The sequence below is a fragment of the Methylobacter sp. Wu8 genome, from assembly GCF_036440755.1.
Lineage (GTDB): Bacteria > Pseudomonadota > Gammaproteobacteria > Methylococcales > Methylomonadaceae > Methylobacter_A > Methylobacter_A tundripaludum_A.
In genome coordinates, this window is sequence record NZ_JAZGVT010000047.1 from 23,505 (window position 1) to 50,023 (window position 26,519).

Below are 26,519 nucleotides of genomic sequence, written 5' to 3' on the forward strand. Positions count from 1 at the left end.
TGTTTCCGTTTATGGCTGGCGGCCCGGCCGGGCATTCATTTTCATCAATGTCTGCCCGACTTCGGCGCGGGTGTGATGGGCGCGTTTTAACCGCGCCCAGGTACGGATCAATTGTTTATCCCAATGGTCGAAACTGGCTTTTAGCAGCAGTTCCTCTTCAACAGAGAGTTCTTTTTTCCAGAACTCCACCAGTTCTGCAACACGGTCATTGCCGATACGGTAAACCAGCGCCTTTTCTTCCGCCGTCACCTGTCTGATGGTGTCATCCAACTGTATGACCATTTCGTGCAAAAATTCTTGATCCTGTTGGTTCATTATTATCCCCAAGCTCATTGCCCTAGCCGCTGGGCAGAAACTTTTCCAGATAAATGCGCTCCTTGGGAATGCCCAGCTCGGCGCAGACCGCAAACGTTGCATCCACCATGCCCGGCGGGCCGCATAAGTAAAGATCCGGTTTGGCGGCGGTTTCCTGTAAATCGCGGCGTAAAATATCCACCACGCTGCCTCTTTCGCAATGCCATTCATCCGAACATTTCCAAACGCAGTTTCTCAGCTCCAGCGTTTTCATTTCCTCCGCCAACCGGTCAAGTTCGTCCAGGTAAAAAATCTCTTCCTCGGTATTGACGCCAAAATAAATCACGCATTTTTGCGGTTCGTCCCATTCATGCATCCGCCGAACCATTGATAATACCGGCGCGAGCCCTGTGCCGCCGGCGACAAAATAGCGCGGCGTAAAGCCGTTTTCTTTTAAGCCGAAGATACCTGAAGGCCCTTTGACGTTTATCTTTTGGCCGATTTTGGCGTCATTTTTCAAATACGTTGAAAATTGTCCACCCTCTACTATGCGGATCAAAAACTCCAAATCGCCCTGTTGATTGGCGGTGTTGGCAGGCGAATAGGAACGCGTGATGTCCGTGCCTGGGATTTCCAGATCGAAAAACTGCCCGGAAGCAAAGTTAACCTGTTTGTCGTCACCGGTGCGTTTGAGCTGGAATTTAACCACGTTACTGGAGATCTGCGACAGCTCGACCACTTCCGTTTCAAACGCCAAACCTTCGGGCGAAAATGAAATGCGGTCGTAGGTATAAGGCACTTCGACTTCTATATCCGTTGTCGGGTAACAACGGCATAACAACACTTCGCCGGCTTCCTCTTCTTCGTAAGGCAGCGCTTGGGAACTGAATTTACCCAAAACGTAATCGCCTTCCGAGCAATAGCCTTTGCAAGTGGCGCAGCCCCCTTCGCGGCAAGAGGCCATTAAATAAATATCCTGGCGCAATCCAGCGCTGATGACATCCTCATCGGAACGGCATTCAAATGTTACCGACTCGTCATCCTGAGTAATAATTTTTACCTGATGTGTACTCACCATTAACTACAACTCCTGTTCTGCTTTTTTGTCCCGGCCATTCATGCTGAAAAATGCCAACACATGTTGAACGGCGCGTCTCGACGCTTCTAATGTCAATGAACAGCCTTCCTGGACCAGCTTGTTATCTTGGTAAATAGTCCAGCGCCACATGAACTCCAGGTCTTCCGTGTAGGCGGTGTAGGGTTGTGAATCATAGAGCTTGGTAAGATCGGAGTTCTGATTCAGCATTCCGCTGTCTTGTTGATACGACACTGCATTTGATGGTTCTAGCATGGTTCACCGTGTTATTTATGGATTTCCTTTTAAGGCGGGACACACGCAAGGCTTAACCGTTCGCCCTGAGCTTGTCGAAGGGCTCACCACGAACGGCTTAACCTTAAATTGTCCCTGCTTAAACAGAAAACCTTATTTATGGATTCCGGGAAGCGCCCGCACAGCACACCTTTCATACTATGCGGATGCCCCGATGACTTATCAGGTCATGCACTCGACCTGATTTCCGACGTCGCTCAAATCACGACTGCAAAGCGATGACTTTTACGCCGCGCTCTTTACGCAATTGTTCCAGCGACAACGCGTAATAATCGGTGTTTCTAAGCTCCATGAGTTTGGTGCCGAGAATCCGGTCGGTATCCATAAACACATTCACAGGCATGATCGGCGGTTTGTTTTTTATCCTGAAATCGATATGAAGTTTTTCGGCTTCGTATTTATCCGTGCAGGCGGCCATTTTAGCCACTACCGCATCAGCCACTTTTTGCGCATTCGTGCCGCAGGTGTTGTTGTTAAGAAACTGCTGGTCGTTGAACTCGTGATGCTTAAGCATAGCCACTTTTTCTTCGATTTTGACTTCAACCCAACCCCAATCGAGCTCAAGCGAATAGTCAGCGCGCAATGGCGTGGTGTATTTTTTGCGAAAATCGACCAAAAAAGCAGCGCCTTGAGCCAGTGTTCTCAGTCCGTCGATTTTCTGCATCCACTCGTCGCGTACCGGGTTGTCATGAATTTTGTAATTAGCCATAGTGAACTCCTAAGATTGCAAGTCTTTCAGTTTGGTATCGAGACCCATCAATTCTGATGTGATGGTAAAAGTATCGCCCAATGTGTAAGCGCGGCCGATGGTCGAGCTGACATCCACCAGGAAGTCATATACCGAGAAGTTCTTACCCAGTATCTCGGCGACTTCGGCGCAATCCACCTCGATTTTGCCGGTTGCTTTCAGCCACCAATACCCTGCGCGGTCTTCAACGACCAAGGTTGGATTTTCATCGGCATGATCGCCCAACAAATATTCATCAACGATGACGTTAATTTCGTCGGATTTTTTTAATACCAGCACCACTTCATTGCTTTCGTGGAACACCTGGTTTTCTTCGGCAAAATACTCGTCGGAAAAAGCTTTTCCGTTTTTTGCCATGATCCCAGCGCCATATGCATTTGAACTTTTAGACATTGTTTATTCCTTTTATTTAAGGCCGGTTAGGACTGTTTTAACGAGCGCCGCGGTATCGACTTTGTAGCTGATTGGATCGGCGCAGTCGCGTTTCCAGTCGTCAAAAACACGTTCGAGCGCCGCTTCGACCGCATCCCTGCTTGTTACGCCCTTGATTTCAGGGATTTTGGAGAAAATGCCCATGAAGTCTTTCAATGCATTGACCGTTCTGGGTAACCATTTATTAGTCCAGGCTCGCAGCAGGCGTTTGTTGTAATCGCCAAACTCCGCGTCATCGGCCAGGCAGTGAAAGAACATGTCGCCGGTGATGCCTTTGGTTTGTGAATGGTACAACTGCATTTGGTTGATAAAAAACGGCGTCAGGTTGTCGCCGAAATAGGACGACAGTCTCAAGAAGAATTCACGGCGCACAAACTGGCCGAATAATGCGTCATAGACCATGTGGCCCGACCATAGGATTTCATTCCAATCATAAGTGGCTTGCCAGATGTCTTCGACCGTTTCCCTGGCGCTTTTGTAAATAGCGCCTTGCGTCCATTCTTTTTTGGGTTCATCCGTGGATTCGGGGAAGCCTGGAACCAGTTTTGCCAGGAATGTTCTTTCCAGCTGAATCATTTGGGCGTTATCGACCTTGTCCAAACCGATCATCGCGATACTCATGCGCAGGGTGTCGCCCAGGCAATCGCGCGAAGCGGATGAGTGCGAGTTGAACAATCCGTATTCGCTAAAGCAGAATGCGCCCAGATAATCGTTCAACACTTCATCGCGCCATTTAGGATCGATGGAACGCACTTGGCCGTCTGCCGAATAAGCTTTCAGGAAACGATCGGTATAACGCCATTCTTCGGCTTTATCTTTTACATACAGCGCATGCCAGCGCAGGGCCGGGTCGCGGTGCCGGTGCCAGTCGGTGGTGTGCAGCTCGGTGGTTTCATTCCCCCAGGACGGCCGGCCGCCGTGGAATTTTTGCGTCCAGTCGCCCCAATCCAAACCGCCGGGAATCCAGTCCGGCGTAGGTTGCGCGTAGCAGCACAAAATTTCGTATTCGGTTAAACGGCGTCCGCGCGGTTTAACAAAATAATTCATCTTGTTTTGTGTATCTAAAGGCTGAGCAGGTACGGCATCGGCAATTACTTTTGCCATCGCCGGATCTGTCAAGCCTCGTTTTCCAGTTTCTACTTGAATCGACATAGGTGTCTCCCGTGTTGTTTGTTTTTAGCAATCGCCGGTTTTATGCGCCGTTGCGGGTGTGGATGCCAACTCCCCACAAGGCTCAAGCAAACCGGTCATTGCTGATGTGTTTAAACGTTAAAGTGATTTCAGCGGATCGGCAAAAACACAGTTGAGCTTTTTGATGTCGTCCAATGTCCACAGCTTGCCGTCTTTATCGGTATGCGGCTGTGCAATCAGAGTCTTGCCGTCACTACGCACACCGTGCAGTTCGGCGATGACTTCGGACAATTCGCGTCCTTCGTATTGTTCAAAGATGTTTTGGCATTCGTAACGTTCAGGCTCGGACAGCCACATGCGCTCGCCCCAGTCGTCGCTGAATGAATGTTTTTTGCCGTTCAATTCATGCACGCGCAGGGTGCTTGCGCCTTTGCACAGGCTGGGGCAAAACGGCACTTGGGAGACGCGATCGATGTAGATGGGGTGATTGTTTTCGATGAACCACATCAACGGAATAAAGCCGCTGTTTGGATCTTCGCAACCGCGCGCACGCCATTCTTCATAGATTTTGCCGTAGTGCTCGTGCCAGCCTGGGTAGTTGGCTTCAAACCATTCGGCTTCTTCGGCAGTCGGCAGCGTCAACCGGAAGAAACCGGTCGGCCATAAGGCATAAGCGATCAGGAATAAGTCGTGATGCGCCCAGTAGGCGTCTTTTTTGGCGTCGCGCAAGCTGGCAGGCGACTGAACGCCGTATTTACCCAAACGGCCGATCCAGATACCGCCCCAATCTTCGTATACCCAACGGTTCCAGGTTTTAACCCAAGGCTCGACCTTGAAGTGGCTGCCGTACTCGAATGCCATGCCCAGTACCGGGGTAAAGTATTTTTGCTGAGTCCAGAACGCATTGTTAAGGTCTGTATTCAGGTATTTTGAAGCCGCTTCGTCGTTAGCAATGGACACCACGGTTTGATAACCGTTAGCCATATGCCGCAACTCGTCGGTTTCGATAGACAGGAATACCGTCGGGGTAATTTCATCGCCGTTTGCAGCCGCCCATTCGGTCACCGCAACAATCAACGGATTGGTAAAGCAGGCTTCACCGACCAACTGCAAGTTAATCGAGCATTCAACCGCATCGCCGGAAATAAAGCCGTCCGAAAATACCCGTTTCATGCCTTTCCACAGCGGCCCGATCGTCCGGGTGCGGCGGGCGTCGTTGTGGCCGGCCGGATCCTGGCCGTTTTTGGAGAAGTAATAGTTCACATAGCCGCATTGGTTGGTGTGACGGATCTCATCCAGGGTTTGCGCCAGATAACCGTTTTTTTGCTCAGGCGCGGTTGCCGAATCCCATAACATACCTGTCGCGGCAATCGCGTTGTATTCGCCCACTTCCAGAAAGTTGGACACCAATTTCATGGTTTCGTTCCATTTTGGATGTACGCGTTTAGCCGCATCCACACGCGCCAAAACGTCTTGCAAGCTGCCGAATTGACGTTCGTCTTTAACCGATTCCATACGCGCATATTCTTTAGCGATCAGCTTGAATTGCTCTTTGGTATCGTTAGCCATTTTGTACTTGGTCGGATATTTGGTCCGGTTTTTCTCAAAATCCCAAGTAAAACTTTGTAACCATCTGTGCACTTCCTGTGCATTGACACTCACGGGTGCGCGATTGGCCGCCAGAGCGTCAGTCGCTGCTTTTGTTGCTGTACTTATAGCCATATAGACTACTCCTCATGTTTTTGTTTTAGATAAAATCAAATAGGCCATCGTTACTATGCAAACAAAGAAACACAACACGTCTTAATGCGAAGTTCCAGGCTGAACGACGACCTGTAACGCTAAAGGCAAGCACCGTGCCAAACTTTGACCAGACAAAAATAACCAATAAAAACAAAAAGATAGAAGAGCTCGACGGCAATAGAGAGAAATCTAAACATTGTCCAGTTAGTAGACACTGTCCAGTTATAAAACGTACAGTTTGCATAAATTCGAACGGCACCCGGTTAGACGACGACAACCTGCCTGCGACAACCTGCCGCGCGGCAAAATGTCATATTTACTAGAGGGATAGAGCTGACTAGAATGAACCCACTCTTAATGATTACAGCCTCCTAAAGGGTTTTAAGAGCTTTTTGTGCGGTCAATATCTATTGACCGCATTTTTTTTGCGTGCTGATTCGCCTTTCGCTTTTCTTGAGGCGTTGTTTTGAGACAAGTTGTCGCGCGGCAACGTGTCGCATGTTTAATCTCCCCCGGTCAAGCTAGAATCAAGCGTTATTGTTTAGCGTTTTGTTGTACAGACTCATTGAGGAAAGTATGCCCATTTTTAATCAACCGGATTTTTTTACTATTCGCCAGCTTGATCTGGAAAACAAGCTGATTTTGCCGACAACACAACTGTATGGCCAAGTCAGTTTTCAGCTTAATTCCTTGTATCAGGATATGCGTAGCGCATTAATCGATGCTCACGGCGTTGTGGCTGCCGCAGCCAAACGGGTTTACGAGCATCCTGTTGAAACATTGACTGCTTGGTATGACCAGGCCGCTTATACCGGCACTGCCTTTTATGCCCAGGTTCAGACCGCTGTGTTGCCCGTTTATCAGGACTGGCAAGTCACGGTGAGCACAGGCAAGGAAAAAACAGGTCAGTATTTACAGGCTTTTTGGGATAACCCTGAACAGGTAACCTTAGCGGCCTTTGAGCCGGTGACTCGTTATGTGACAACGGCCAGTGAACAGTCTGAGCGGTATTGGCAAATGTTTATGGATAACCCTGAACAATTTATGCTGAACGCACTCGCCCCGATAACTGATTATATGACCTCGCATAGCGCAGATGCCGAAGCGATTTTGATTAGCAGTTACTATGCTCTGGCGGATTTTTTCAGTTTGTTGATGGCGCAGCCTTCAGCGACCTTACAGGCTTTGTCTCACAATGCCTTGTCGGCTTTACTTGATGTTTATTTTGATGTTATTTCATCGTTACTGGTTATAGCGTAAGAACATGACAACTTAACCTGGCAGGTAGATCCATTGGTCCATGCGCCGCCTAAAGCGCCTGCTTTGGGTGCTCTCGGCAACGCATGGAACAAAATATCTACCTATATAATAGTGTGTCACAAAACGTAATTTTTAGAATCGCAAAATCAGCTTTGCTACGCCAAACATCACGAGATGCCTAGGCGGAGTAGCAAAGCCCGCCTTGTAATTTGAATAGGGTCATCGTCAAAGAAATTGCCGATCAGCACAAAGCCCTGTTAACGAACAGGGCGGTCCCGAAGCTAATGTTTGTTAGCCTATCTATCAGTGCCTGGATTTGTTGCTGTTTTGTTGCGCGGCCGGATAAGAATGGCTTGAGAGCGTGGCTTGTCGGTCGATTAACAGCGCCGTGAGTTGATCCAGTTTTACGTCCAAACCGGCTACATTGTGCCTGAGTTGCTTCAGTTCATCTTGCACGTCACGGATATTTTCATGCATCTGTTGAAAATGAATCTGAAAGTATTGGCTGTGTGGGAAATCGGTTGATTGATCGTTCCGCTGTGAATCTTTAAATCCAGCGGGTTTTATAACCGCGCGGCCTTGTTGTTCTTGTAAAAGCTTTAGTGTGCTCATTATTCCCCTCGCCTTGATGATTATTTAATGGCTGAGTATGTATTGGCTTATTGCCGTCAACTCATCATCACTTAACTGCACAAATCCAGGCATTTGCATACTGTCTGGACGTTTTTTACCCGGAGCCTTGGTCCAGGCCACAATGCCGGCCGAATCGCCCGCATAAATTTCTTTAATTTCCTGCAACGCCGGCCCAACGGTGGGCAACGTGGCATGGTGACAAGCGGCGCAGTTTTGGTTAAATGCGCTTTCGCCGGGAGCTGAGATTTTGCTTTCCTGATCTTTTGCATCCAGCTGCGCGTGTTCTCCGGCTTCTTTAACGGCGGCCATATAATTGGCGGTTTTCTCGGCGATGGCCGTCTTGTGGTCAGCCAAGGCGTTTTCCCGATAATCATGCCTGGCGATGCCCATAATGATGGCTGCACAGGCAAAACAGGCAATAATCCGCTTTAAGTTGTCATCAATCAGATGACCTGGACTCGTCAGGTTTTGCCACATCCACCAAATAGCCGGCAATGCCGACGAGCCACCCAGCATCAGCAGCAAAGTAAAACGCCAGCTCATGCCTTGCGCCGGCAAGGTCACAAACACCACCAACCCGGTCAGGATTTGAACAATGGTGGCGCCAAAGGCGAAGGCGTAAAAGAATCGGCGCACATCAATAACCCGCAATTTGCTGAACTGGACCTCCTGCAGAAATGTTTTACGCCCGCTCCACCAGACAAAAAATAACGAGCTAAACAACACGGCGGCTGAGATAAAATGCAGATAACGCTGCAACACGTTGGGTAGCAGCATCGCGGAAAAGAAGCCTTTGACTTGCGGCCAATATTCAGGAAACAGCATCAGGTTGACATTGGTCATGAATATCAAAGGGATAAACAGAAATAGCGCAGTTTCCAGGGCGGCAATGCCAATGTGCAGTTCTGGAATGTTGATGAAGTGATTCCACCAGAACTTGTGTACATAAGCCAATAGAAAAGCCAGCGTCACCATGGGAATGACCGCCATCCACATATCGCCTATTAACGCACTGGACGCATAAAACTGCGGCGCATAGAGTGTGTTGATAATCAACAGGGGGGCGACCCCCATAACCACGGCCAAACTTTTATTAACAGTGACCGTCTGCATAATTCTGTAGGCAAGCTTTTCATAATCAGGCGTTTTCAGGCCTTTGATTTGACAAACCAGACTGAACATGGAACCGCCGAGCATTAAATGCACAAACACGATATGCACCAGGAACGACACAATCAGCAAGATTTCCAGCAATCCTTCCGGGGCTGGTAAAGGTAATGGAATATCGCGAGGAATAGGGGCATTCATTATTCATGTTCTCCATTGGTAATACTCAGATTGGGTAAAGTTCCGTAAACGGTAGCGGCTGAAATTTTGTCGGGCTTCGGGATACCGTTGATTTGCGCGCCATTAAAGGCGGCAGCCCGCTTTTGCAGCGAGGCAAGATAGATGGCAAGCGCATCAAGTTCGGCTTTATTCCCCGGAAACGGCGGCATGAAATAACGTGCGCGGTGCATGTTTTCAATGTAAGCAGCAATTACCTCGGACTTCCATGGCTTTCCGCCATACATTTTTTTAAGTTGACCGCGTATGCTGTTAACGCCGTTGACGGTATGGCAACGGGTGCAGGTTTGTTCAAAAACCTCGCGCCCGGCGCTGATTTGATTGTCGGCTGTCACCTCTCGAATACCGGCGTAGGTGGCATGTTGCAGGATGCCGTCGCGCTGCAATAACGGGTAATCCGCTACACGGATGCCGTTGGCATACATGTAGTTACCGATAATAAAGGGCTTACGAATAAATTCGCGCACCCGCTCAAATTGCCCCAGCATGGCAAACAGCAGCAGTACCGAGACCAGGTATTTTGCGCCATGAACTTGGCCTGGACGTTTGACTGATAACCATAATACCCGGCCTACATAAAACAAACCGACAATCAATAGCAACTTCAATCTGCCGTTCCAGCTGACATATTCCTGCGTGGTGACGGCCACAGGTATGTTTGCCAGCATGTGATTGGGTATCACTTGATAGTACCAGATCGAGGCAACGATCAGCCCCAGCATCCAGGCGCCCGACCAGTTCGATATAACGCGCAAAACCATAGTGCGAAAGGCAAGATCATGCCGGGTGAACAAATAAATCAAACAGATCATGGTCATGCCGCCCATCACCATAGCCAATGTGGTTCTGAACGCCAACTGAGGAAGATACATGGGATTGAACAGACCGGACATCAACGTGCGTTCAGTCACCCAGTTGCCAGGGTCCATCATAAAGCCAAGAATGGCGACGATAATAGCCATGGTAATCCAGGAAAAAACGGCCAGAAAAATCCCCAGACGAAGGTGCTTTAACTTGGCTTCCGGCGAGCGTCCGGCAGTTTGCCAGCTCAGGAAATACGCCATAATCAGGCTGACTTCAGAGACAAACACGATCCATTCGACAAACCAACCCCAAAAAAACACCCTGATCAAGCTGCCGATCGCCGCCGGATTAACCAGCGATGCTGAAAACCAGATACCTACACCGGTTAACGCACCCAGCGTAGTCGTGATAATGAAGATTATTTTTAACAAACGGTACGCCAGTTTGTCCCAGCGTGCGTCTTCGCGGCGAATGCCGGAAAGTTCAAGCAGGGCAACCACCGGTAAAGCACCGACGGCGAAAGCGTGATTGATGATGACATGTAAAATTGCATCGACTGCAATCAACATGCGATTACCGATAAAATCGATATGAAAAATGGGAAAATCCATAAGTTCCTCTTGGTTAGGTAAACCGCTAGTCCATCGCCACATGCTTAACAGCCCGTTATATACCGAGCGATATGGACAACACCGAGTAACTAAGCAACAGTTGTGCCCTTGTATGGAAAACGAATAATATTTTCCAGGCTAGCGAATTTGGCGAGCTGCGGGCTGAGCGAGGCTGGGGGGCTGCAAGTGAACCGGATAATCGGTACTTAATAGACGTCCAATAAAACGACACTAGCCACAATATGAACAATTTGACAGGTTTTTTTCCTGGATTATTTGGTCGCAACCCGGTAGCGAAAGGCCCCCCACTCTCTACGATGGATGCACGGAACACCTGATTTGCGCATGCTTTAGAACACCATCATCGTAATATTGATACCGGTGTTCGGGTTCAACCGCTCCATAAACAACTTTCTGACAATCTGTCCTGAAAAAAGCGCCGCCACCATGCTTACAGATACCGAGACCCCGATCTCAGCCGGTAACAAGCTGTTAAGCGGAAGCCATGTCAACGAATAGCGTTTTTGGGGCACCTATCAGCCGAAGCAGGGATGGTTTAATCGTTTTAACGATCAACAAATAGCCCCATCCAAAGGCTGAAATTCCAGGCCGCGGCTGCCATCAATAAATTGATGCAGTCCCTGACGGTACCCTTGAGGAAGTTTCTGACTAAACGAAAGCCGGACTTTAAATGGCCAACGATCGGCTCTATGGCTGCCCGGCGCTGACAGCGCTTGCGCTTTTTGTCCCGTTGATAACGATTGTCGCGTTTTAGCGGCGGAGACTTAAGCGCAGGTTGTTGACTTCCTTGCCATAAGTGCGGCGCTGTTGAATGCCGTAAGCCTTAGCCGGCTTGTTCAGGCGGTTGATGAGTTTGATCGCCAGTTTACCGTCGGTGGGGGTAGGTGATGTTCTTTTCCTGCACTTTAGTATCGATGTTAACCGTGTCTTCCAGCGCAGCTTTACCGTGTAATATCACGCTGAGTTGAAACAAAACACCTGATCGACACCTTTCGCTTAGCCCCTTAAAATGACAAATTGGACTGTAGACCGGGAGGCGCAGTGGTGGGCAAACAAAAGAGCCGCTGCAATATTTGCCCCTGGGAATAAAGCACATCCGATCTACAAGGCTAGGCAGTGCCGATCTATGATTAGCGCTTTCCAGCGCATCGATAATTTCATAGATGGAATTAAAAGGATTGTTTTCTTCATGTCCTTCGTGCTCTGAAGTAAATAATTTTTTAGCCGATTTGGTAATACTTTCACTGTCTCGAGCCGCTAATTTGACATGGCTGCGTATAGCAAGCCGTCATCCCCCGTTTTATTTAAACCGAAACGCTCAATTTTTTTATAAAGCGTAGTACGGGTAATACCCAATTTTTTAGCGGCCAGGGAAATATTGCCATCGCAATCTTTTAATGCGGTTTTGATGCCGTGCAACTCCCAGTCCGACAGGCTCATAACGGATAAATTATCCTGTGCATCAGGATGTCTTGAGCGAGTAATATCAAGCAGCTTTTGCTGTTTTAATTCAGCGATAAAATCAATCGGTAAATCCTGTATGGTGATGAACCGGCTGCTGGCGGTATATAGCGTTGCCCGAATAACATTAATCAATTGGCGAATATTGCCGGGCCAGGGATGCTGCTCAAACAAGCTGATGACTTCCCGGCAAATTTCAATCGAAGCCTCTTCGGTTGACATGGCATTTAATTCCCGTTGCAGAATATGATGAATAATGGCTTTTTTATCGGCGCGATCACGCAGCGGTTGCAAATGGATTTGCGCACCATTCAGGCGATAGTAGAGGTCGCGCCGGAAACGGCCCGCTTCAACGGCTTCCAATAATTGCACATTGGTTGCCGCAACCACCTGCACATCCACATGTATCGGTTTATTACCGCCAACCGGCGTAAATTCCGAGGTTTCCAGCACCCTGAGCAATGTTGACTGCAAATCAAAACTCATATCGCCGATTTCATCGAGAAACAAGATGCCCGTATCAGCCAGCATAAACTTACCGGGTTTGCCTGTGCTTTTCGCGCCGGTAAAACTCCCTGATGCGTAACCGAATAATTCGCTTTCTATCAAATCGTGGGGAATGGATGCGCAATTGATCGCAATCAGCGGCGTGTTTTTTCTGGGACCTACCTTTTTAATGAGGTTCACAAAATGGTCTTTACCTACCCCTGACTCGCCGGTAATTAGAATAGGGATTTTGTATTGCTGCAACTTGACTGCCTTTTTCACCAGCTCTTCCAGTGCCGGTGAAACCGCTGCATCACCGAATGCGCCAGATGTTTTTGGGACAGCCCTGAAGGAAATTTTTTCCAGCACCCGCTGCTGCGCCAATAAATTTTTGGCTACTGGAAAATCCGTATTCACTAATACGCAGATAAGATGCAAAAAGGCAAACAATGAATTCATGCTTTCCTGATGATGGCTGCTGACTAAGCCGATGACCGCCAGCAAATGACCGGATTCATCAAGCAGGGGATAACCCGCTGTAGTAAAAGGATGCAGTACGCTTAAAAAATGCTCCATACCCTGAAAGGCGACCGGTTTTTTCAGCTCGATCGCCGTGCCGATGCCGTTATTGCCTAACACCGATTCCAGCCAGTTGGTTCCCCGTTCACTCGCTCGTGACATGAATGAACCCGGCTGCTGCTCTCCAAGTGCATATAACAATCTGCCGTCAGCGGCGACCAGCATCATCATGACCCCGGCTTCTTTGAGAAAAACATGGAAGTTAAGGTTGAGCTGTTTAATTAATGTTTCTATTTTTTGAGACGGATTATCCAGCTGAATAGGCTGGCTGATGATTTGATAACGGTCCCAATTGGCATAATTACCCAGCGGCAGTCGGTACTCGTCAAGACAGCGTTGCCATGATTCGGTGACTTCAGGGCGAACCCAATCGTATTGATCCGGCGCTGAACGAGTTTGCGTCATCCATTGCCAAGCCTGCATAGGGCGATAAATCTGATAGTCAATGGTTTGTCTCAGCAAGAAAAATTCCTGAGCCAAATTTGACTGCTGTGGGATGTTCAAATCGATAAACATTCAGTTCTCTTGATTATGGGCAAAACATCCAGTCCAAGATAACAAAATCAAAAAATGAGGCAATGCGGCATAGTGTCGCATTGCCTTTATCCTATAAAAGAATAGAAGCGCTCCTTTGGGGGTAGGTGGTAAATTGATTAACCAACCACCTAAACCCAAATCATTAACTGATGTTGCGCACAGATAGTTTTTGTCCTGTTTGTCGCGCTGCCTGGATGTAGTGCGAGTGCGGGCTCAACTCGCGGCGCAGCGCGTGGGAACGAGAAAAAACGAAGAAAACAGGCCTCTGATAGGAACCCAATCCCGCATGCCGCGTCGAGTACCGGAGCTTTCAGCGGGAACAGCCCGCAGGCGAAGCAAAAGAAAGTAACTCGCCTTCGCTAGCGACACCTTAACGTTAAATCAGTATAAATTCGACTAACTGCGTAACATCAGTCATTAATTGTAAATCCTCGCAGTTTTAATTGGTCTACCCCCTATTTTACTGTCACTATTGGGTTAATGCCTTGTGGGCATAGCTAAAAATTTTCCAAATCAATCCTAATGTTTATGAGGACACGATTATGAACATACTGATTACCGGCGGTACCGGTTTTATTGGCAGCGCATTGGCTAAAAACCTGATCAATCAAGGCCATGCGGTTACGGTGTTAAGCCGTAGCCCGGACAAGGTAGCCCAAACATGCGGCTCGGGCGTTAATGCATTGGGTAGTCTGACCCAACTTAAAGCGGAACACAGCTATCAGGTCATCATCAATCTGGCCGGAGCGCCGATTGTCGACGTCCGCTGGAGCGAGGCGCGCAAGCAGCTGATCAGGGATAGCCGCATCGGCCTGACTGAACACCTGATAACCTGTATCGATCGCATGACGGTTAAGCCCGAGTTGTTAATCAGCGGCTCCGCCATCGGCTATTACGGCGACCAGGGCGACACGGTGCTAACCGAACAATCAACGCCCTATGAGGATTTCCCGCAGCAGCTTTGCGCCGATTGGGAAGCCGCCGCGAAACAGGCCGAACAATTCGGCGTCAGGGTCTGCCTGATCAGGACCGGCTTGGTCATTGCCGACGGCGGCGGTTTTCTGCAACGGATGTTGCCGCCGTTCCGCCTGGGACTGGGCGGGCGCTTGGGCGGCGGGCGACAATGGATGTCCTGGATTCACCGGCAGGACTGGATCAATATCGCGCTGACGATGATCGCCGATTCCACTCTGCGAGGCGCTTACAACGCGACCGCGCCGAACCCGGTCACCAACGCCGAATTCACCCGGATTCTGGCGCAATGCCTGAAGCGCCCCGCGCTGCTGCCGGTTCCGGCCTGGCTGTTAAAAATGCTGCTCGGCGAAATGTCGCAGCTGGTGTTGGGCAGCCAGCGGGTTGTGCCGGAACGGCTGCTGGCTCAGGGATTCAAGTTTCAATATACCGACCTTACTGCTGCGTTGGCTGAGGCGTTGTCGCATAAATAGCCAAGCCGACTTTGACCGGCCAAAGAGCTTTGGATTCCAACGCTACTTATTGATCGTTTCCTTAAACCGGGCCTTGGCTAGTTGGCTCTCGCGGCCATGATCGATAATCGGCGCCGGGTAACCGCATACGCTGTGTTTTTTGTCCCATTGATGGATGGTTTTCGGCGGAAAGGCTTGCAGCTCCGGCAGCCAGCGATAAATGTACCGGCAGTCCGGGTCAAATTTCAGCTGCTGTAGCCAGGGATTGAAAATCCTGAAATAAGGCTGCGCATCGCAGCCGGTCGAGGCGGCCCATTGCCAGTTGCCGTTATTGACGCAGGGATCGTAATCGACCAGATGCCGGGCAAAGTAGCGCTCGCCCCAACGCCAGTCGATATGCAGGTCTTTGACCAGAAATGAGGCGACAATCATCCGCACCCGGTTATGCATAAAACCGGTGGCGTTCAACTCGCGCATCCCGGCATCCACGATCGGAAAGCCGGTTTTGCCATCGCACCAGGCCTGGAAATGATCGGGGTTGTTATCCCAATGCAGATCGGCAAACCTTTCCACAAAAGCCCGTCCGAACACCTGCGGAAAGTGGTAGGCGATATGGGTGAAAAAATCGCGCCAGTACAATTGCCTGATCAGCGGATGTTCGCTGCCTAATCGTTCAATAACCGCATAATAAACCTCCCGCACCGAACAGGTGCCGAACTTTAAATGCGCGGAAAGTTTGCTGGTCGCATCCAGCGCCGGAAAATCTCGGGTGTTTTGGTAATCGGCACAGTCGCCAAGCCGTTCCAGTATCGCCAGCGCCTGCTTGCGGCCGCCTTTGATTGACGATTCTGCTGTCGATAAGCCTAGCTGCTCGATGGTCAATTCAGACGCCGCCGTTAAAAAACTTTGTTCCTGCAAAGCCTGCGGCAGCGTAACCGGAAACTGTCTGGCATTGTTATAAAACGCCGTGAACACTTTATAGGCGGTTTTATCGCTTTTCAGGGCTTGCTCCGGCTCATTAAGCAGAAGGTCGGGGAGTATATGCAGCGCAATGCCCAGCCGGTTGCAAACAGCGTCCAACTCGTCGTCGCGCCGCCGGCTGAACGGCGTGTAATCGCGATTGATAAACACGGCTTCTATGTGATGCTGTTCGGCCAGCTGCTTTATGGCCTGCTCAGGCGGCGCATGATAAAGCGCGAGTTTGCCGCCTGCCATTTGCAATTGCTGCTGGAGATCGTCAATAGACTGCAACATAAATTGCAAGCCCGGCTGGCTCTGGTACGGATGGGGCTCAATCTGTCTCGGGTCGAAAATAAAGCAGGGAATCACCTGCTGCGAAAGCCTCAAGGCTTCATGCAACGCAGTATTGTCATGCAGACGCAGGTCGCGGCGGAAAATGAATAATGAAGTCGAGTAGCCGGTCATCGAAACCTTTTTTAATAACCGCGCAAAAGATATTGAACGGACATTTTTAGTCCTATTTTTGAACCCAAACCGTTCGTGCTAAGCCCTTCGACATGCTCAGGGCGAACGGGATTTTGAAATCTCAACGCTGCTTTCTGGGTTGAACCTTTACTCAACAACATGCGCCTGTTGCAGCTGCGCGCGGAGCATTTCCACCCGCTTGCGGTTAACCCCGAAATCGCCGTAACCGACGCGCGATGCGGAACGGATATGGATTAACCCGGCCTCCGCATCCAGTATCGCGTCTATGTCATCGACAAAACGAAACACCAAGCTGGTCGCCTCGGCATGAAGCGTGCCGCCGGTTTCGCTGGTAATCACGGTGCGGCTTTGGCCGGTCAGCGCTTTTTTCAACTCCGCCCAGGCCTCCTCAACATTGCCGGTAATTTTAAACGGCGCAATGAAATGGCCTTCGTCTGCCGCTTGGCTGGAAACGCAGTTGGGACTGCTTGGACAGGGTGCTAATTTTTTTTCCGATGCCTGAGATATTGTGCTTAATGTCATAACGATAATATAAAGAAGGGTTGTAAGTTTCATCAGTGTGCTTCCTGAAAAAGATCGCCGCAATAAAAGCATCTCACCAATCCGGCGCAAATGCCAGCAATACAAAAACCATCCACACCGTAAAGTTTTAGTGTTAAAGTAAAAAATCTTACACCTACCAAGCATCAAAACTCTATGAAAAAAATCCCTATCGGTATCAGTGGCTGTTTATTGGGTCAGAATGTCCGCTTTGATGGAGGGCACAAACGGGATTCTTATATCACCGGCACTCTGAGCGAATATTTTGATTTTCAAGCTTTTTGCCCGGAAGTGGAAATTGGCCTGGGCACGCCGCGCCCAACCATTCATCTGGTAAAAATTGATAACACGGTGCGCTGTGTGGGCATTAAAGACCCTGAAATGGATGTCACTGACCGCTTGCGCAGTCATGCCGAATACCAAAAAGATTTACACGCCGACTTGTGCGGTTATATTTTAAAAAAGGATTCTCCCAGCTGCGGCATGGAACGGGTGAAGGTTTATGTAGGCGCTCAACCGCATAAAGACGGCGTAGGCATTTACGCCCATGAAATGATGCGTCTGAATCCGCTGTTGCCGGCCGAGGAAGAAGGCAGGCTAGGCGATCCGGGCCTGCGCGAGAACTTCATCCAGCGCGTTTACGTGCTCTACCGCTGGAAAACGATGCTGGCGGATGGGCTTACGCCGAGCGGCCTGACGAAGTTTCATGCACGCCATAAACTGATCATCATGAGTCATGAAGACTACCGGGATCTGGGGCAACTGTTGGCGGGCGTCACTAAAGCCAACCTTGCGCAAGTTGCAGAGCAGTATATTTTGCAGCTGATGACTGCGCTTAAAAAAGTGGCCAGCCGCAAAAATCACGTCAATGTCTTGCAGCACATTCAGGGCTATTTAAAAAAGGACTTAAGCGCCGATGACAAAGCCGAGCTTTGCGAAGTGATTGAGCGTTATCGCAATGGCTATGTCCCGCTGATAGTACCGTTAACGCTGCTTAAACATCATTTCCGCAAAAGCCCCGATCCGTATATAGAAGAGTCCTACTACATGTCGCCTTATCCGCAGGAACTGCAACTGATCAATCAACTGTAACCATGTCGAAAATATTAATTGTCGGCTGCGGTGCGATAGGTTCGGAGCTTGCCGCTGTCTTATCGGCTAAAGGCCACGATGTCACCGGACTAAAACGTAAGCCGCCGCTATCGGCTTCCGGTTCTGTCCACTATGTCGCTGCCGATATAAGTTCCGCCGCCAATCTGGCTGGTTTGGACGCCGACTTTGCCCAGGCGTTTTTTATAGTTTCGCCTGACGGGCGTAATGAACAAAGCTATCGCGCTGTGTATCAAACCGGCCTGGACAATCTGCTCGACCGGCTCCCGGAAACGCACTGGACAATGGTTTCATCGACCAGCGTCTACGGGCAGAATCAAGGCGAATGGGTGGACGAAGATTCACCGGCAGAGCCGGGCAATATCACCAGCCGTTTGATCCGGCAGGCGGAACAAAGATTGATCGCGTCAAACCCGGCTAATGTCGTGGTGCGTTTTTCAGGCATTTACGGGCCGGGACGGGAATACCTGTTACGGCAAGCGATGCAAACACCGGCCATACAGCAAACCCCGCCTTATTTTACCAACCGGATACATCAACGGGACTGCGTCGGCGTTTTGGCTTTTTTGCTGGAACAACGTTTGACTGGGAAGGCGTTAGCACAATGTTATCTAGCCAGTGATGACGATCCGGCGCCGACGTGGGAAGTGGTAAGCTGGCTGGCGGAACGATTGCATTGCCCCCCGCCGGTTATTAAGGCAGTCGATGCTGATGCAGGGATGAATAAGCGCTGCAACAACACCAAGTTAAAGGCATTGGGGTATCAGTTTGAATATCCGAGCTATAAAGACGGCTATCTGGAGTTAATCGCCGCACGGGGCAGTTAATTTTCACCACGAAGACACGAAGTTTTTAGTTGTTTTTCCTTCGTGCTCTTCGTGCCTTCGTGGTGTTCTTTTTCTCGTTCCCACGCGCTGCGTGGGAATGCAGTACAGGCGCGCTACGCCGAGTAAAATCGTGGGAACGAGAAAAAGCTAAATATACTTCGAATAATCGGTATAACCCTTCTCATCCCCGCCATAAAAAGTCGCCTGATCCGGCGTATTCAGCGGCAAATTTTTAGCAAACCGCACCGGCAAATCCGGGTTAGCGATAAACAGCTTACCAAACGCCACCATGTCGGCATGGCCCTGTTCAATCGCGCTATTGCCGCGCTCCAGGTCATAGCCGTTATTAGCCATGTAAAAACCGTTAAAACAGTTTCTTAACGCCAGATAGTCCACATGCCGCTCACCGGTCAGCATGTCGCCTTCCAACACATGAAGATAAGCCAACGGATACTCCGATAATTTCCTGGCGACGGCGTTAAACGTCTGCTGCGGCTGGCTGTCTTTAATATCGTTAAAGCTGTTTTCCGGCGACAGCCGTACCCCAACCCGATGGTCTCCCCAGACGACGGCGACGGCTTCAACCACGTCAACCAGCAAACGCATCCGCTTGGCAATATCGCCGCCGTAGCTATCTTCCCGCCGGTTGGTTCCGTCTCTTAAAAACTGGTCCAGCAGATAACCGTTGGCGGCATGAATCTCCACGCCATCGAAACCGGCCGCTTTGGCATTTTGCGCGGCGCTTGCATAATCGGCGACGATGCCGGGCAGCTCATCGAGAGTCAGCGCATGAGGCGTTTCAAAATCCTGCATGCCTTCATAGGTCACGGCCTGACCGGCGGCTTTCAGCGCGGACGGCGCAACCGGCAGCCGATGATCGGGCTGCAACGATGAATGGGAGATTCTGCCGGTATGCCAGAGCTGGATAAAAATCCGCCCGCCTTCGTTATGAACCGCATCGGTCGCGCGCTTCCAGCCTTTAACCTGCGCTTCGGAATGGATGCCGGGAGTTCGCGGATAGCCGACGCCGCCGGGCGATATTTGACTGCCTTCGCTGATAATCAAACCGGCACCGGCGCGCTGCCGGTAATACTCTACATTCATGTCCTGAGGCACATTGCCATCGCCCGCCCGGTTGCGCGTCAACGGCGCCATGATTATCCGGTTGGCTAAGGCCAAATCACCGAATAATATCGGAGAAAACAGGTTGTTTTTATCGCGGGTTACCACTGTCATGATGCACTCCTATTAGGATAAATGTGGATTTCCAAAATTCAACGGCTATGCACAATACCGAATTTTGCTGGGGTCAAACGTCAGCCCATCCAACCGGGCTATTTAAAAAATCCGTAACTCATTGCTCGTCATCGGCCGGCGGCTTTGCCCCATCTGTAGTTTCCTCCCCAATGGAGTTAACCACACGTTTCGTACCATGCCCGATTTCTCTGACAACATCCCTGGTGCCATGCCCAATTTCCCTAGTGACATTGCGGGTCGTATGGCCTATTGTTCTTCCCGCCTCTTTAAACTCGGCGCAAGACGACAACCCTATAGAAAATATAACGAGCAAGACAGATAATTTTGCTAATGAATCAATCATTTTCTTCTTAATCATTGGGTTTGAATGCTAAGTTTTACAATATAGCCGAACAGCAAATATAACAATAACGCCGCTAAAAAGCGGCGTTATTGTTATTGCAATTCCATGTTTCGTTATACTTTAACTCTGACTTCAAACCTGTCCGGCAGGTTTATTGGTTGTTGCGTTAACTACTTTTTTTTCAGTCTTATCCTGAGCTTCATTTCCCGGCGCGTCATTGCCAGGCCCCGAAGGCTTGCTCATTTGCTCATCATTATCTTCCGCCGGCGGACGTGGATCCTTACCGGTCATTAAATCCTCGATTTGCAAGCGGTCTATGGTTTCCCATTTCATCAGCGCATCGGCCATTTTGTGCAGGATGTCGATATTTTCCTGCAAAATGGTTTCGGCGCGTTGATAGTTCCGGTCGATCACGGCTCGGATTTCTTCGTCGATAAGGTGGGCGACGTTGTCGGATACGGAACTGCCCGGTGCGCCCGGATGCCCCATAAACGGGCGGCCGCCCTCCTCGCCGTAAACCAGCGGACCGAGCTTGTCGGACAAGCCCCAGCGCGTAACCATGTTGCGGGCCAATTCGGTGGCGCGCTCAATGTCATTCGATGCGCCCGTGGTCACCCGGTCGCCGCCGTAAATCATCAGCTCCGCAATCCTGCCGCCGAACAGGCTGGCTATCTGGCTTTCCAGCTTGCGCTTGCTGGCGCTGTACTGGTCCCTGTCGGGCAGGAACATGGTGATACCCAAAGCCCTGCCTCTGGGCATGATGCTGACTTTATAAACGGCGTCATGATCGGGTGATTTTTGCCCGACAATGCAATGCCCCGCTTCATGGTACGCGGTTAGCAATTTGTCCTCTTCGGTCATGACCATCGTATGCCGCTCTGCGCCCATCAGGATTTTATCCTTGGCTTTTTCCAGATCGGCCATGCTGACTTCCTGTTTGTTCGAGCGCGCGGCAAACAGCGCGGCTTCATTGACCACATTGGCAAGATCGGCGCCAGAAAAGCCCGGCGTTCCCCTGGCAAGGTATTTCAACTCGACATCGGCAGCCGCAGGCACTTTTTTGATATGCACATTCAGGATTTGCTCGCGTCCGCGCACATCGGGCAGACCGACGTTGACTTGACGGTCGAAACGGCCCGGTCTGAGCAGGGCTTTATCCAGCACGTCAGCGCGGTTGGTTGCGGCGATCACGATAACGCCTTCGTTACCGTTGAACCCATCCATTTCCACCAGCAATTGATTCAGGGTTTGTTCCCGTTCGTCATTGCCGCCGCCCATGCCGGGACCGCCGCGCTGGCGGCCGACCGCGTCGATTTCGTCGATAAAGATGATGCAAGGCGCGTGTTCTTTAGCCTGAGCAAACATATCCCTGACCCTGGACGCACCGACGCCGACAAACATTTCGACAAAATCCGAACCTGAAATGGTAAAAAACTTGACCCCCGCTTCGCCGGCAATGGCTTTGGCAATCAGGGTCTTACCGGTTCCCGGAGGACCGACCATCAAAATGCCGCGCGGAATTTGCCCGCCCAGTTTCTGGAATTTTTGCGGATCGCGCAGGAAATCAACCAGCTCGGCCACTTCTTCTTTGGCTTCTTCGCAACCGGCCACGTCGCTAAAGTGGACGGTCATTTTGTCTTCTTCTAGCATTTTGGCCTTGCTCTTGCCAAAACCGCCGCCCCCCATGCCGCCTTGCGTTCTGCGCATGTAAATAATAAAGACCACTATCATCAACAGCATCGGAAACCAGGAGATGAAGATCTTCATGAACAATGTCTCCTGCTCGGGAGGCACCGTTCTTATCTGAACGCCGTTGCTCAGAAGATCGTCGATTAAATGCCCGTCGCCGGGATTAAACGTCTGATAGTTTTGACCGTCTGAAGTCCGAACGCCGATCATTTGCCCGGACACTTCCACACGCTCAACCTGACCGTGCTTTACCTTGCTGATAAAATCCGAATAGGCCAGGGAATCCTGTAGCGGAGGCGTGGTTTGTAAGCGGTCATAAATCAAATACCCGCCTACGGCCACGACGATAAAAAATATAATATTGAACAAATACTTATTCATTTGTATCTCCTGGTCTCGCTTTAACAAGCGTTAATCATAAAAAACCCATTAATTGCTTACCGTAGCTGAGTTTCATTTTATTGAGCGCCATCACTTGAATCTGCCTGACCCGTTCACGGGTTAAGTTAAGTTCCGCGCCAATTTCCTGCAAAGTCATTTCATTACCGGTATTGATGCCAAAGTGGCAACAAATCACCTTTAGTTCCCGTGGATCAAGGGTTTTAACCGCTTTGGCTATCCAGGCTTTAAGGTCCGATTGCTCTATTTTTTTAAACGGATTAGCAAAAACCTGCTGCTCTAAAACATCAATCGGGGCTAATGTTTCTTCATCGCCATCCAAATTTTCCAGCGGCACCGCCGTTTGCGAAATGGATAAAATAACATTTATTTGCTCATCGGGTATTTTTGAATAGTCGGCCAACTCCTTAATCGAAGGCTTCCTGCCCGTTTTTGCAAGCAGTTCACTTTTGGCGCGCAGTACTTTATGGATATTCGCCACTTGCTCGCAAGGCACTCGCACGACTCTTTCGCAACGGGACAGCGCGCGGGAAATAGCCTGTTTGATCCAATAGGCCGCATAAGTTGAGAACTGAAAACCCAAATGGTAATCGAATTTATCGATAGCCCTTAACAAACCTGTTTGCCCTTCCTGCACCAAGTCGTCAAAGTCCAAAAAACTGCTCCTGTACTGGTTGGCGATGAACATGACCAAACCGGAGTTCGCCTCGGCCAATTCCTGCCTTGAACTTAGCCAGAGACGTTCCGCAGCAACCATATCAGCCACATAGCGCCGCATATCGTCGCCGGACAAAAACAGAAAATGCTCGTCGAATTGACTGCCGCGCACGGCGTCGATTATATCAGACAGATTTAACTTACCGCAGCGACTTGATACTTCCCTGCGCTTAATAAGCAAGCCGGAATGCTTTTCGGACAATCGGCCGCAGGCATCTCGAACCTTCGAAGCATAGACAACGAGCTCAGTCAGCACCAGCAGATCGTCAATCGAAAAAGGAAATGCCCGTAGCGCCTCGGTTAAAGACTGTTTTTCATCGAAACCGGCCTCGCGGTTGAAGCCTCTAGCTGAAAACGACAGGCTGGCCAGTAAGTAAGCGTGCTTGATTCCGGCTAAAGCCGCCGTCAGTTCCGCATCGGCTGCCGAATCTGGATTGCAAGCGCCAGCCTCGTACCGATAAAGCAAACATAACGCGGTGGCGGGGAATTGCGACAGGATATTAACCAGCTGGGCTTTACCGGCTTCCAACTTGCCCGCTAGTTGAAAATTATAATGTTCAGCGCTTTGCTTCCCTCCATCCGCGCCTTTAACAACCATCGTTCGCGTCATCGACACCTGTTTATTTGAATACATCACAGCCCCCAGTTAATCCGCCGGAACTCCCTGTAGAAAATAATGCGGTGAACAGAATTTATGAATTTCATATCATCATAATCCCCATTTCCTTGAATAAAAATCCTTATAAAAATAGGGTATATCCGGTGCAGGCCCTTTGGTTCGTGCCGGTGAGTGAATCGAACGATGAGTTTCGCTCTTTGGGCGGTATCTATACGACAGCCACAATTTTCTTTATGCCGTTTCAACCAAGATTCTGCTTCTGCCTTAGTGTGAAACCGATAGAATACATCTTGAGTTTCCACCTGCCTCGGACAGCAACCTATATGGCCTCTATACCTTTATTGATTACCGCCCCGCATCCTTGCAGCTACCTGGAGGGTCAGCAGGCGCAATCCGCATTTGTTAAGCCCTCATTCGGGCTTAATACCGCCGTTTATTCGCACCTGATCGCGCACGGTTTCAGGCGTAGCGGCGACGATGTTTACTGCCCCTATTGTCCGCAATGCTCGCAATGCGTTCCGGTGCGCTTACCCGTTGCGCAATTTAAACCCAATCGCCGCCAACAGCGTTGCTTGCAAAAAAACCGGCAAACCACAGCCGTCATCAAACCGGCCGTCTTCGAACAAGCCCATTACGATCTTTATCTGCGCTACCAAAACCAGCGTCATGCCGATGGCAACATGGCAAACTCCAACCCTGCCGAATACATAAAGTTTTTAGGCAGTTCCTGGTGCGACACCCAATTTGTAGAATTTTTTTGTGCCGGTGAGCTGGCTGCCGTTGCGATTGTAGACCGCCTGAATAATGCTTTGTCCGCCGTTTACACTTTCTTCGATCCCAAATTTTCCAGCTATAGCCCCGGCGTTTACGCGGTGCTGTGGCAAATTCAACACGCGCAACGACAAGGGTTGGAATGGCTGTATCTAGGCTTTTGGATCGCCGACTGTCAAAAAATGAGCTACAAAAACCAATACCAACCCCTGCAAGGTTTTATCAATCAACAGTGGGATTTCTTAGAAACCTGAGCGGCATGGACAAATATCGCAGACAGACACTCTTTGCAATCACTTCGCTGAATTGGTTATGATGAAAGCTCACATATTGATAAAGGACGGACATCAATGACTAAGTTAAAAAACGAACCCCAGCTGCTGAAAAAGGCAATCGAGGTGGCCGAGAATTACGCTAAAAATCGCGGCTACAGCGGATTTACCTCGACGGATTCGGCAAAAGACAAGGTCGAATGTCTTTATCGTCTGCTGGTCAATGATCAGCTTATTCAGCCATTGGCGATAGATCAGGAAAACGGGGTGAATATGAAACACAAATTAGCGTTATGGATAGCGCGGCAATTGCCCAAAGATCATGCCCTCTTGAAATAAACAAACCCGACACCCAAGGTAAATCCGATGAACAACACAACAAAACTGCGCTGGGGTATTTTAGGTGCGGCGCGTATCAACGAACGGCTGATGCCGGCCATCGTCGAAGCGTCCAACGCGGAACTGGTCGCCGTAGCCAGCCGCCGTCCCGGCGCGGCCGCGCAAACGCTGGCTCAATACGCGCCGCAACAGCAACAGGTGCGGACTTATGACGACCTTGAAGCCTTGCTCGGCGATAAAGAAGTCGATGCCGTGTACCTGCCGCTTTCCAATCGCGAACATGCCGAGTGGACGCTGCGCGCTATCGAACACGGCAAGCATGTCCTGTGCGAAAAGCCTATGGCGCTGACCGCAGCCGATATAGACGCCATTAAAGCCGCCGCGCAACGGCATAAGGTTACCGTGATGGAAGGCTTTATGTACCGCTTCCACCCGCAACATGCGAGAGTGCGGGAATTAATCGATTCGGGGCTGATCGGCGAAATAAGGTCGGTACGCTCCAGCTATTCGTTCATGATGCGGCCTGCGCGAATCTATCGTCTGGCGGAAAATATCGAAAACGGCGGCGGCGCGATGTGGGACATCGGCTGTTACGCGATCCATTCCGCGCGGATGTTTTTCGACGAGCCTGCGGTCTCGGTCACCGCGATAGCGAAGTATGTCGAGAGCGGCGCCGATATTGCAACCAGCGGCATCATCAATTTCGGTGACGGAAAATACGCGCATTTCGATTTCAGCTTCGAACGCGCAAGACGCTGCGAATATGAAATCATCGGCACCAAGGGCGGCATTAAATGCCACAACGTCTGGTGTATGCCCGGCGATGCGCCGGTGATTTCCTGGTGGACTGAAGACGGAGAACCGAATGAAGAATGGCTGCCCGCGGCTAATCATTTCAAGCTGGAAATCGAGCATTTCAGCGATTGCGTATTGAACGGCAATGCCCCGAAGCTGTCGCTGGACGATGCGAAAGCCAATTGCCAAATTATCGTCGCCGCGTTGGAATCTGCGGCGACCGGGCAATTAGTCAAGCTGGCTTAGGATATGGTCAGTAATAACTTCTCGATATTGAACGGATGAAATTTTTCCGTTCGCCCTGAGCTTGTCGAAGGGTGGGCGGAAAAATTTCGTCCCGCCGCGTCAAGCCGATCATGCTTCGACAAGGCCTTTAGTCCTGAGCGTAGCCGAAGGGTCAGCACGAACGGCTTGACAAGCGAAAATAATGATTTCGGGAAGTTATTTTTAACCAAATCCTTAGTCGGCACGATCATGCGGTGCATAGGCTAAGGTCG

General features: G+C 50.1%; 25 protein-coding genes. 7 read left to right on the forward strand and 18 right to left on the reverse strand.

Going from position 1 to position 26,519, the window contains the following annotated elements; translation table 11 throughout:
- Positions 1 to 9: 9 nt before the first annotated feature.
- The 7 genes from V3O24_RS04840 to mmoX form a co-directional block, all read right to left on the reverse strand.
- Entirely contained in the window at positions 10 to 315 is a 306-nt protein-coding gene (locus tag V3O24_RS04840) for a hypothetical protein (protein WP_104425273.1), read from the reverse strand.
- Between the two features lie 22 nt (positions 316 to 337).
- Positions 338 to 1,372, reverse strand: a complete 1,035-nt coding sequence (mmoC, locus tag V3O24_RS04845) for an aromatic/alkene monooxygenase hydroxylase FAD-binding subunit MmoC (protein WP_331306437.1) — start codon at positions 1,370 to 1,372, stop codon at positions 338 to 340.
- Between the two features lie 3 nt (positions 1,373 to 1,375).
- Positions 1,376 to 1,645: a soluble methane monooxygenase-binding protein MmoD gene (gene mmoD / locus V3O24_RS04850; protein WP_104425271.1), complete on the reverse strand. Its 270-nt coding sequence runs from the start codon at positions 1,643 to 1,645 to the stop codon at positions 1,376 to 1,378.
- A gap of 241 nt (positions 1,646 to 1,886) precedes the next feature.
- Positions 1,887 to 2,393, reverse strand: coding sequence for an aromatic/alkene monooxygenase hydroxylase subunit gamma (mmoZ, locus tag V3O24_RS04855; protein WP_104425270.1), 507 nt, complete (start codon positions 2,391 to 2,393; stop codon positions 1,887 to 1,889).
- Positions 2,394 to 2,402: 9 nt separating this feature from the next.
- Complete coding sequence (mmoB, locus tag V3O24_RS04860) at positions 2,403 to 2,825, reverse strand: methane monooxygenase regulator MmoB (protein WP_104425269.1); 423 nt, start codon at positions 2,823 to 2,825, stop codon at positions 2,403 to 2,405.
- A 12-nt stretch (positions 2,826 to 2,837) separates the two neighbouring features.
- Complete coding sequence (mmoY, locus tag V3O24_RS04865) at positions 2,838 to 4,016, reverse strand: aromatic/alkene monooxygenase hydroxylase subunit beta (protein ID WP_104425268.1); 1,179 nt, start codon at positions 4,014 to 4,016, stop codon at positions 2,838 to 2,840.
- 117 nt (positions 4,017 to 4,133) lie between these two features.
- Positions 4,134 to 5,717 (reverse strand): aromatic/alkene monooxygenase hydroxylase subunit alpha, encoded by a 1,584-nt coding sequence (gene mmoX, locus V3O24_RS04870; protein WP_104425267.1) that lies wholly within the window; start codon positions 5,715 to 5,717, stop codon positions 4,134 to 4,136.
- A 597-nt stretch (positions 5,718 to 6,314) separates the two neighbouring features.
- Between mmoX and V3O24_RS04875 the strand changes: the two genes are divergently transcribed.
- Positions 6,315 to 6,998 carry a hypothetical protein gene (locus V3O24_RS04875; RefSeq protein WP_331306438.1) on the forward strand — a complete coding sequence of 228 codons (684 nt, stop codon included), beginning with the start codon at positions 6,315 to 6,317 and terminating at the stop codon, positions 6,996 to 6,998.
- Between the two features lie 303 nt (positions 6,999 to 7,301).
- Here V3O24_RS04875 and V3O24_RS04880 read toward each other — a convergent pair whose 3' ends face one another.
- The 5 genes from V3O24_RS04880 to V3O24_RS04900 all read right to left on the reverse strand — a co-directional run bounded on the left by V3O24_RS04880 (position 7,302) and on the right by V3O24_RS04900 (position 13,453).
- The gene (locus tag V3O24_RS04880; protein WP_104425266.1) at positions 7,302 to 7,610 is read right to left on the reverse strand and encodes a hypothetical protein; all 309 of its coding nucleotides are present in this window, start codon (positions 7,608 to 7,610) and stop codon (positions 7,302 to 7,304) included.
- Between the two features lie 24 nt (positions 7,611 to 7,634).
- Positions 7,635 to 8,939, reverse strand: coding sequence for a cytochrome c (locus V3O24_RS04885; RefSeq protein WP_104425265.1), 1,305 nt, complete (start codon positions 8,937 to 8,939; stop codon positions 7,635 to 7,637).
- Positions 8,939 to 10,390, reverse strand: a complete 1,452-nt coding sequence (locus V3O24_RS04890) for a cytochrome c (protein ID WP_331306439.1) — start codon at positions 10,388 to 10,390, stop codon at positions 8,939 to 8,941. The genes V3O24_RS04885 and V3O24_RS04890 overlap by 1 nt, the downstream gene beginning before the upstream one ends.
- Positions 10,391 to 10,702: 312 nt before the next feature.
- The gene (locus tag V3O24_RS04895; protein ID WP_331306448.1) at positions 10,703 to 10,849 is read right to left on the reverse strand and encodes a DUF6156 family protein; all 147 of its coding nucleotides are present in this window, start codon (positions 10,847 to 10,849) and stop codon (positions 10,703 to 10,705) included.
- Positions 10,850 to 11,668: 819 nt separating this feature from the next.
- Entirely contained in the window at positions 11,669 to 13,453 is a 1,785-nt protein-coding gene (locus V3O24_RS04900; RefSeq protein ID WP_331306440.1) for a sigma 54-interacting transcriptional regulator, read from the reverse strand.
- A gap of 563 nt (positions 13,454 to 14,016) precedes the next feature.
- Between V3O24_RS04900 and V3O24_RS04905 the strand changes: the two genes are divergently transcribed.
- Positions 14,017 to 14,919: a TIGR01777 family oxidoreductase gene (locus V3O24_RS04905; protein ID WP_331306441.1), complete on the forward strand. Its 903-nt coding sequence runs from the start codon at positions 14,017 to 14,019 to the stop codon at positions 14,917 to 14,919.
- 42 nt (positions 14,920 to 14,961) lie between these two features.
- Here V3O24_RS04905 and V3O24_RS04910 read toward each other — a convergent pair whose 3' ends face one another.
- Both V3O24_RS04910 and V3O24_RS04915 read right to left on the reverse strand, forming a co-directional pair.
- Positions 14,962 to 16,323, reverse strand: a complete 1,362-nt coding sequence (locus tag V3O24_RS04910) for a deoxyribodipyrimidine photo-lyase (protein WP_331306442.1) — start codon at positions 16,321 to 16,323, stop codon at positions 14,962 to 14,964.
- A 147-nt stretch (positions 16,324 to 16,470) separates the two neighbouring features.
- Positions 16,471 to 16,899 (reverse strand): DUF1499 domain-containing protein, encoded by a 429-nt coding sequence (locus tag V3O24_RS04915; protein WP_104425260.1) that lies wholly within the window; start codon positions 16,897 to 16,899, stop codon positions 16,471 to 16,473.
- A 141-nt stretch (positions 16,900 to 17,040) separates the two neighbouring features.
- Between V3O24_RS04915 and V3O24_RS04920 the strand changes: the two genes are divergently transcribed.
- Together V3O24_RS04920 and V3O24_RS04925 are read left to right on the forward strand one after the other, a co-directional pair.
- On the forward strand, positions 17,041 to 17,976 hold the full coding sequence (locus V3O24_RS04920; protein ID WP_331306443.1) for a DUF523 and DUF1722 domain-containing protein: 936 nt from the start codon (positions 17,041 to 17,043) through the stop codon (positions 17,974 to 17,976).
- A gap of 2 nt (positions 17,977 to 17,978) precedes the next feature.
- On the forward strand, positions 17,979 to 18,821 hold the full coding sequence (locus V3O24_RS04925; protein WP_331306444.1) for an SDR family oxidoreductase: 843 nt from the start codon (positions 17,979 to 17,981) through the stop codon (positions 18,819 to 18,821).
- A gap of 147 nt (positions 18,822 to 18,968) precedes the next feature.
- On the opposite strand, the gene V3O24_RS04930 is transcribed toward V3O24_RS04925, so the two are convergent.
- The 4 genes from V3O24_RS04930 to V3O24_RS04945 all read right to left on the reverse strand — a co-directional run bounded on the left by V3O24_RS04930 (position 18,969) and on the right by V3O24_RS04945 (position 23,860).
- Positions 18,969 to 20,057 (reverse strand): alkene reductase, encoded by a 1,089-nt coding sequence (locus V3O24_RS04930; RefSeq protein WP_331306445.1) that lies wholly within the window; start codon positions 20,055 to 20,057, stop codon positions 18,969 to 18,971.
- Positions 20,058 to 20,175: 118 nt separating this feature from the next.
- Entirely contained in the window at positions 20,176 to 20,436 is a 261-nt protein-coding gene (locus tag V3O24_RS04935) for a hypothetical protein (protein WP_331306446.1), read from the reverse strand.
- 117 nt (positions 20,437 to 20,553) lie between these two features.
- Positions 20,554 to 22,491 carry an ATP-dependent zinc metalloprotease FtsH gene (gene ftsH, locus V3O24_RS04940; protein ID WP_331306447.1) on the reverse strand — a complete coding sequence of 646 codons (1,938 nt, stop codon included), beginning with the start codon at positions 22,489 to 22,491 and terminating at the stop codon, positions 20,554 to 20,556.
- Positions 22,492 to 22,525: 34 nt separating this feature from the next.
- Positions 22,526 to 23,860: an RNA polymerase sigma factor RpoD/SigA gene (locus V3O24_RS04945; protein WP_104425255.1), complete on the reverse strand. Its 1,335-nt coding sequence runs from the start codon at positions 23,858 to 23,860 to the stop codon at positions 22,526 to 22,528.
- A 308-nt stretch (positions 23,861 to 24,168) separates the two neighbouring features.
- Here V3O24_RS04945 and V3O24_RS04950 point away from each other — a divergent pair, with 308 nt between their 5' ends.
- The 3 genes from V3O24_RS04950 to V3O24_RS04960 all read left to right on the forward strand — a co-directional run bounded on the left by V3O24_RS04950 (position 24,169) and on the right by V3O24_RS04960 (position 26,268).
- Positions 24,169 to 24,870: an arginyltransferase gene (locus V3O24_RS04950; RefSeq protein ID WP_104425253.1), complete on the forward strand. Its 702-nt coding sequence runs from the start codon at positions 24,169 to 24,171 to the stop codon at positions 24,868 to 24,870.
- Positions 24,871 to 24,966: 96 nt separating this feature from the next.
- Entirely contained in the window at positions 24,967 to 25,227 is a 261-nt protein-coding gene (locus V3O24_RS04955) for a DUF5062 family protein (RefSeq protein ID WP_104425252.1), read from the forward strand.
- A 27-nt stretch (positions 25,228 to 25,254) separates the two neighbouring features.
- Positions 25,255 to 26,268 carry a Gfo/Idh/MocA family oxidoreductase gene (locus V3O24_RS04960; RefSeq protein WP_104425251.1) on the forward strand — a complete coding sequence of 338 codons (1,014 nt, stop codon included), beginning with the start codon at positions 25,255 to 25,257 and terminating at the stop codon, positions 26,266 to 26,268.
- The last annotated feature ends 251 nt before the right edge of the window (positions 26,269 to 26,519 follow it).

Coding starts and splice junctions, on each gene's coding strand:
- V3O24_RS04915 (WP_104425260.1), bottom strand. CDS start 16,899: ATGAAACTTACAACCCTTCTTTATATTATCGTTATGACATTAAGCACA.
- V3O24_RS04960 (WP_104425251.1), top strand. CDS start 25,255: ATGAACAACACAACAAAACTGCGCTGGGGTATTTTAGGTGCGGCGCGT.
- ftsH (WP_331306447.1), bottom strand. CDS start 22,491: ATGAATAAGTATTTGTTCAATATTATATTTTTTATCGTCGTGGCCGTA.
- V3O24_RS04955 (WP_104425252.1), top strand. CDS start 24,967: ATGACTAAGTTAAAAAACGAACCCCAGCTGCTGAAAAAGGCAATCGAG.
- V3O24_RS04885 (WP_104425265.1), bottom strand. CDS start 8,939: ATGAATGCCCCTATTCCTCGCGATATTCCATTACCTTTACCAGCCCCG.
- V3O24_RS04900 (WP_331306440.1), bottom strand. CDS start 13,453: ATGTTTATCGATTTGAACATCCCACAGCAGTCAAATTTGGCTCAGGAA.
- mmoB (WP_104425269.1), bottom strand. CDS start 2,825: ATGTCTAAAAGTTCAAATGCATATGGCGCTGGGATCATGGCAAAAAAC.
- mmoZ (WP_104425270.1), bottom strand. CDS start 2,393: ATGGCTAATTACAAAATTCATGACAACCCGGTACGCGACGAGTGGATG.
- mmoX (WP_104425267.1), bottom strand. CDS start 5,717: ATGGCTATAAGTACAGCAACAAAAGCAGCGACTGACGCTCTGGCGGCC.
- mmoD (WP_104425271.1), bottom strand. CDS start 1,645: ATGCTAGAACCATCAAATGCAGTGTCGTATCAACAAGACAGCGGAATG.
- V3O24_RS04920 (WP_331306443.1), top strand. CDS start 17,041: ATGAAAAAAATCCCTATCGGTATCAGTGGCTGTTTATTGGGTCAGAAT.
- V3O24_RS04925 (WP_331306444.1), top strand. CDS start 17,979: ATGTCGAAAATATTAATTGTCGGCTGCGGTGCGATAGGTTCGGAGCTT.
- V3O24_RS04950 (WP_104425253.1), top strand. CDS start 24,169: ATGGCCTCTATACCTTTATTGATTACCGCCCCGCATCCTTGCAGCTAC.
- mmoY (WP_104425268.1), bottom strand. CDS start 4,016: ATGTCGATTCAAGTAGAAACTGGAAAACGAGGCTTGACAGATCCGGCG.
- V3O24_RS04935 (WP_331306446.1), bottom strand. CDS start 20,436: ATGATTAAGAAGAAAATGATTGATTCATTAGCAAAATTATCTGTCTTG.
- V3O24_RS04945 (WP_104425255.1), bottom strand. CDS start 23,860: ATGTATTCAAATAAACAGGTGTCGATGACGCGAACGATGGTTGTTAAA.
- V3O24_RS04890 (WP_331306439.1), bottom strand. CDS start 10,390: ATGGATTTTCCCATTTTTCATATCGATTTTATCGGTAATCGCATGTTG.
- V3O24_RS04905 (WP_331306441.1), top strand. CDS start 14,017: ATGAACATACTGATTACCGGCGGTACCGGTTTTATTGGCAGCGCATTG.
- V3O24_RS04875 (WP_331306438.1), top strand. CDS start 6,315: ATGCCCATTTTTAATCAACCGGATTTTTTTACTATTCGCCAGCTTGAT.
- V3O24_RS04910 (WP_331306442.1), bottom strand. CDS start 16,323: ATGACCGGCTACTCGACTTCATTATTCATTTTCCGCCGCGACCTGCGT.
- V3O24_RS04840 (WP_104425273.1), bottom strand. CDS start 315: ATGAACCAACAGGATCAAGAATTTTTGCACGAAATGGTCATACAGTTG.
- mmoC (WP_331306437.1), bottom strand. CDS start 1,372: ATGGTGAGTACACATCAGGTAAAAATTATTACTCAGGATGACGAGTCG.
- V3O24_RS04930 (WP_331306445.1), bottom strand. CDS start 20,057: ATGACAGTGGTAACCCGCGATAAAAACAACCTGTTTTCTCCGATATTA.
- V3O24_RS04880 (WP_104425266.1), bottom strand. CDS start 7,610: ATGAGCACACTAAAGCTTTTACAAGAACAACAAGGCCGCGCGGTTATA.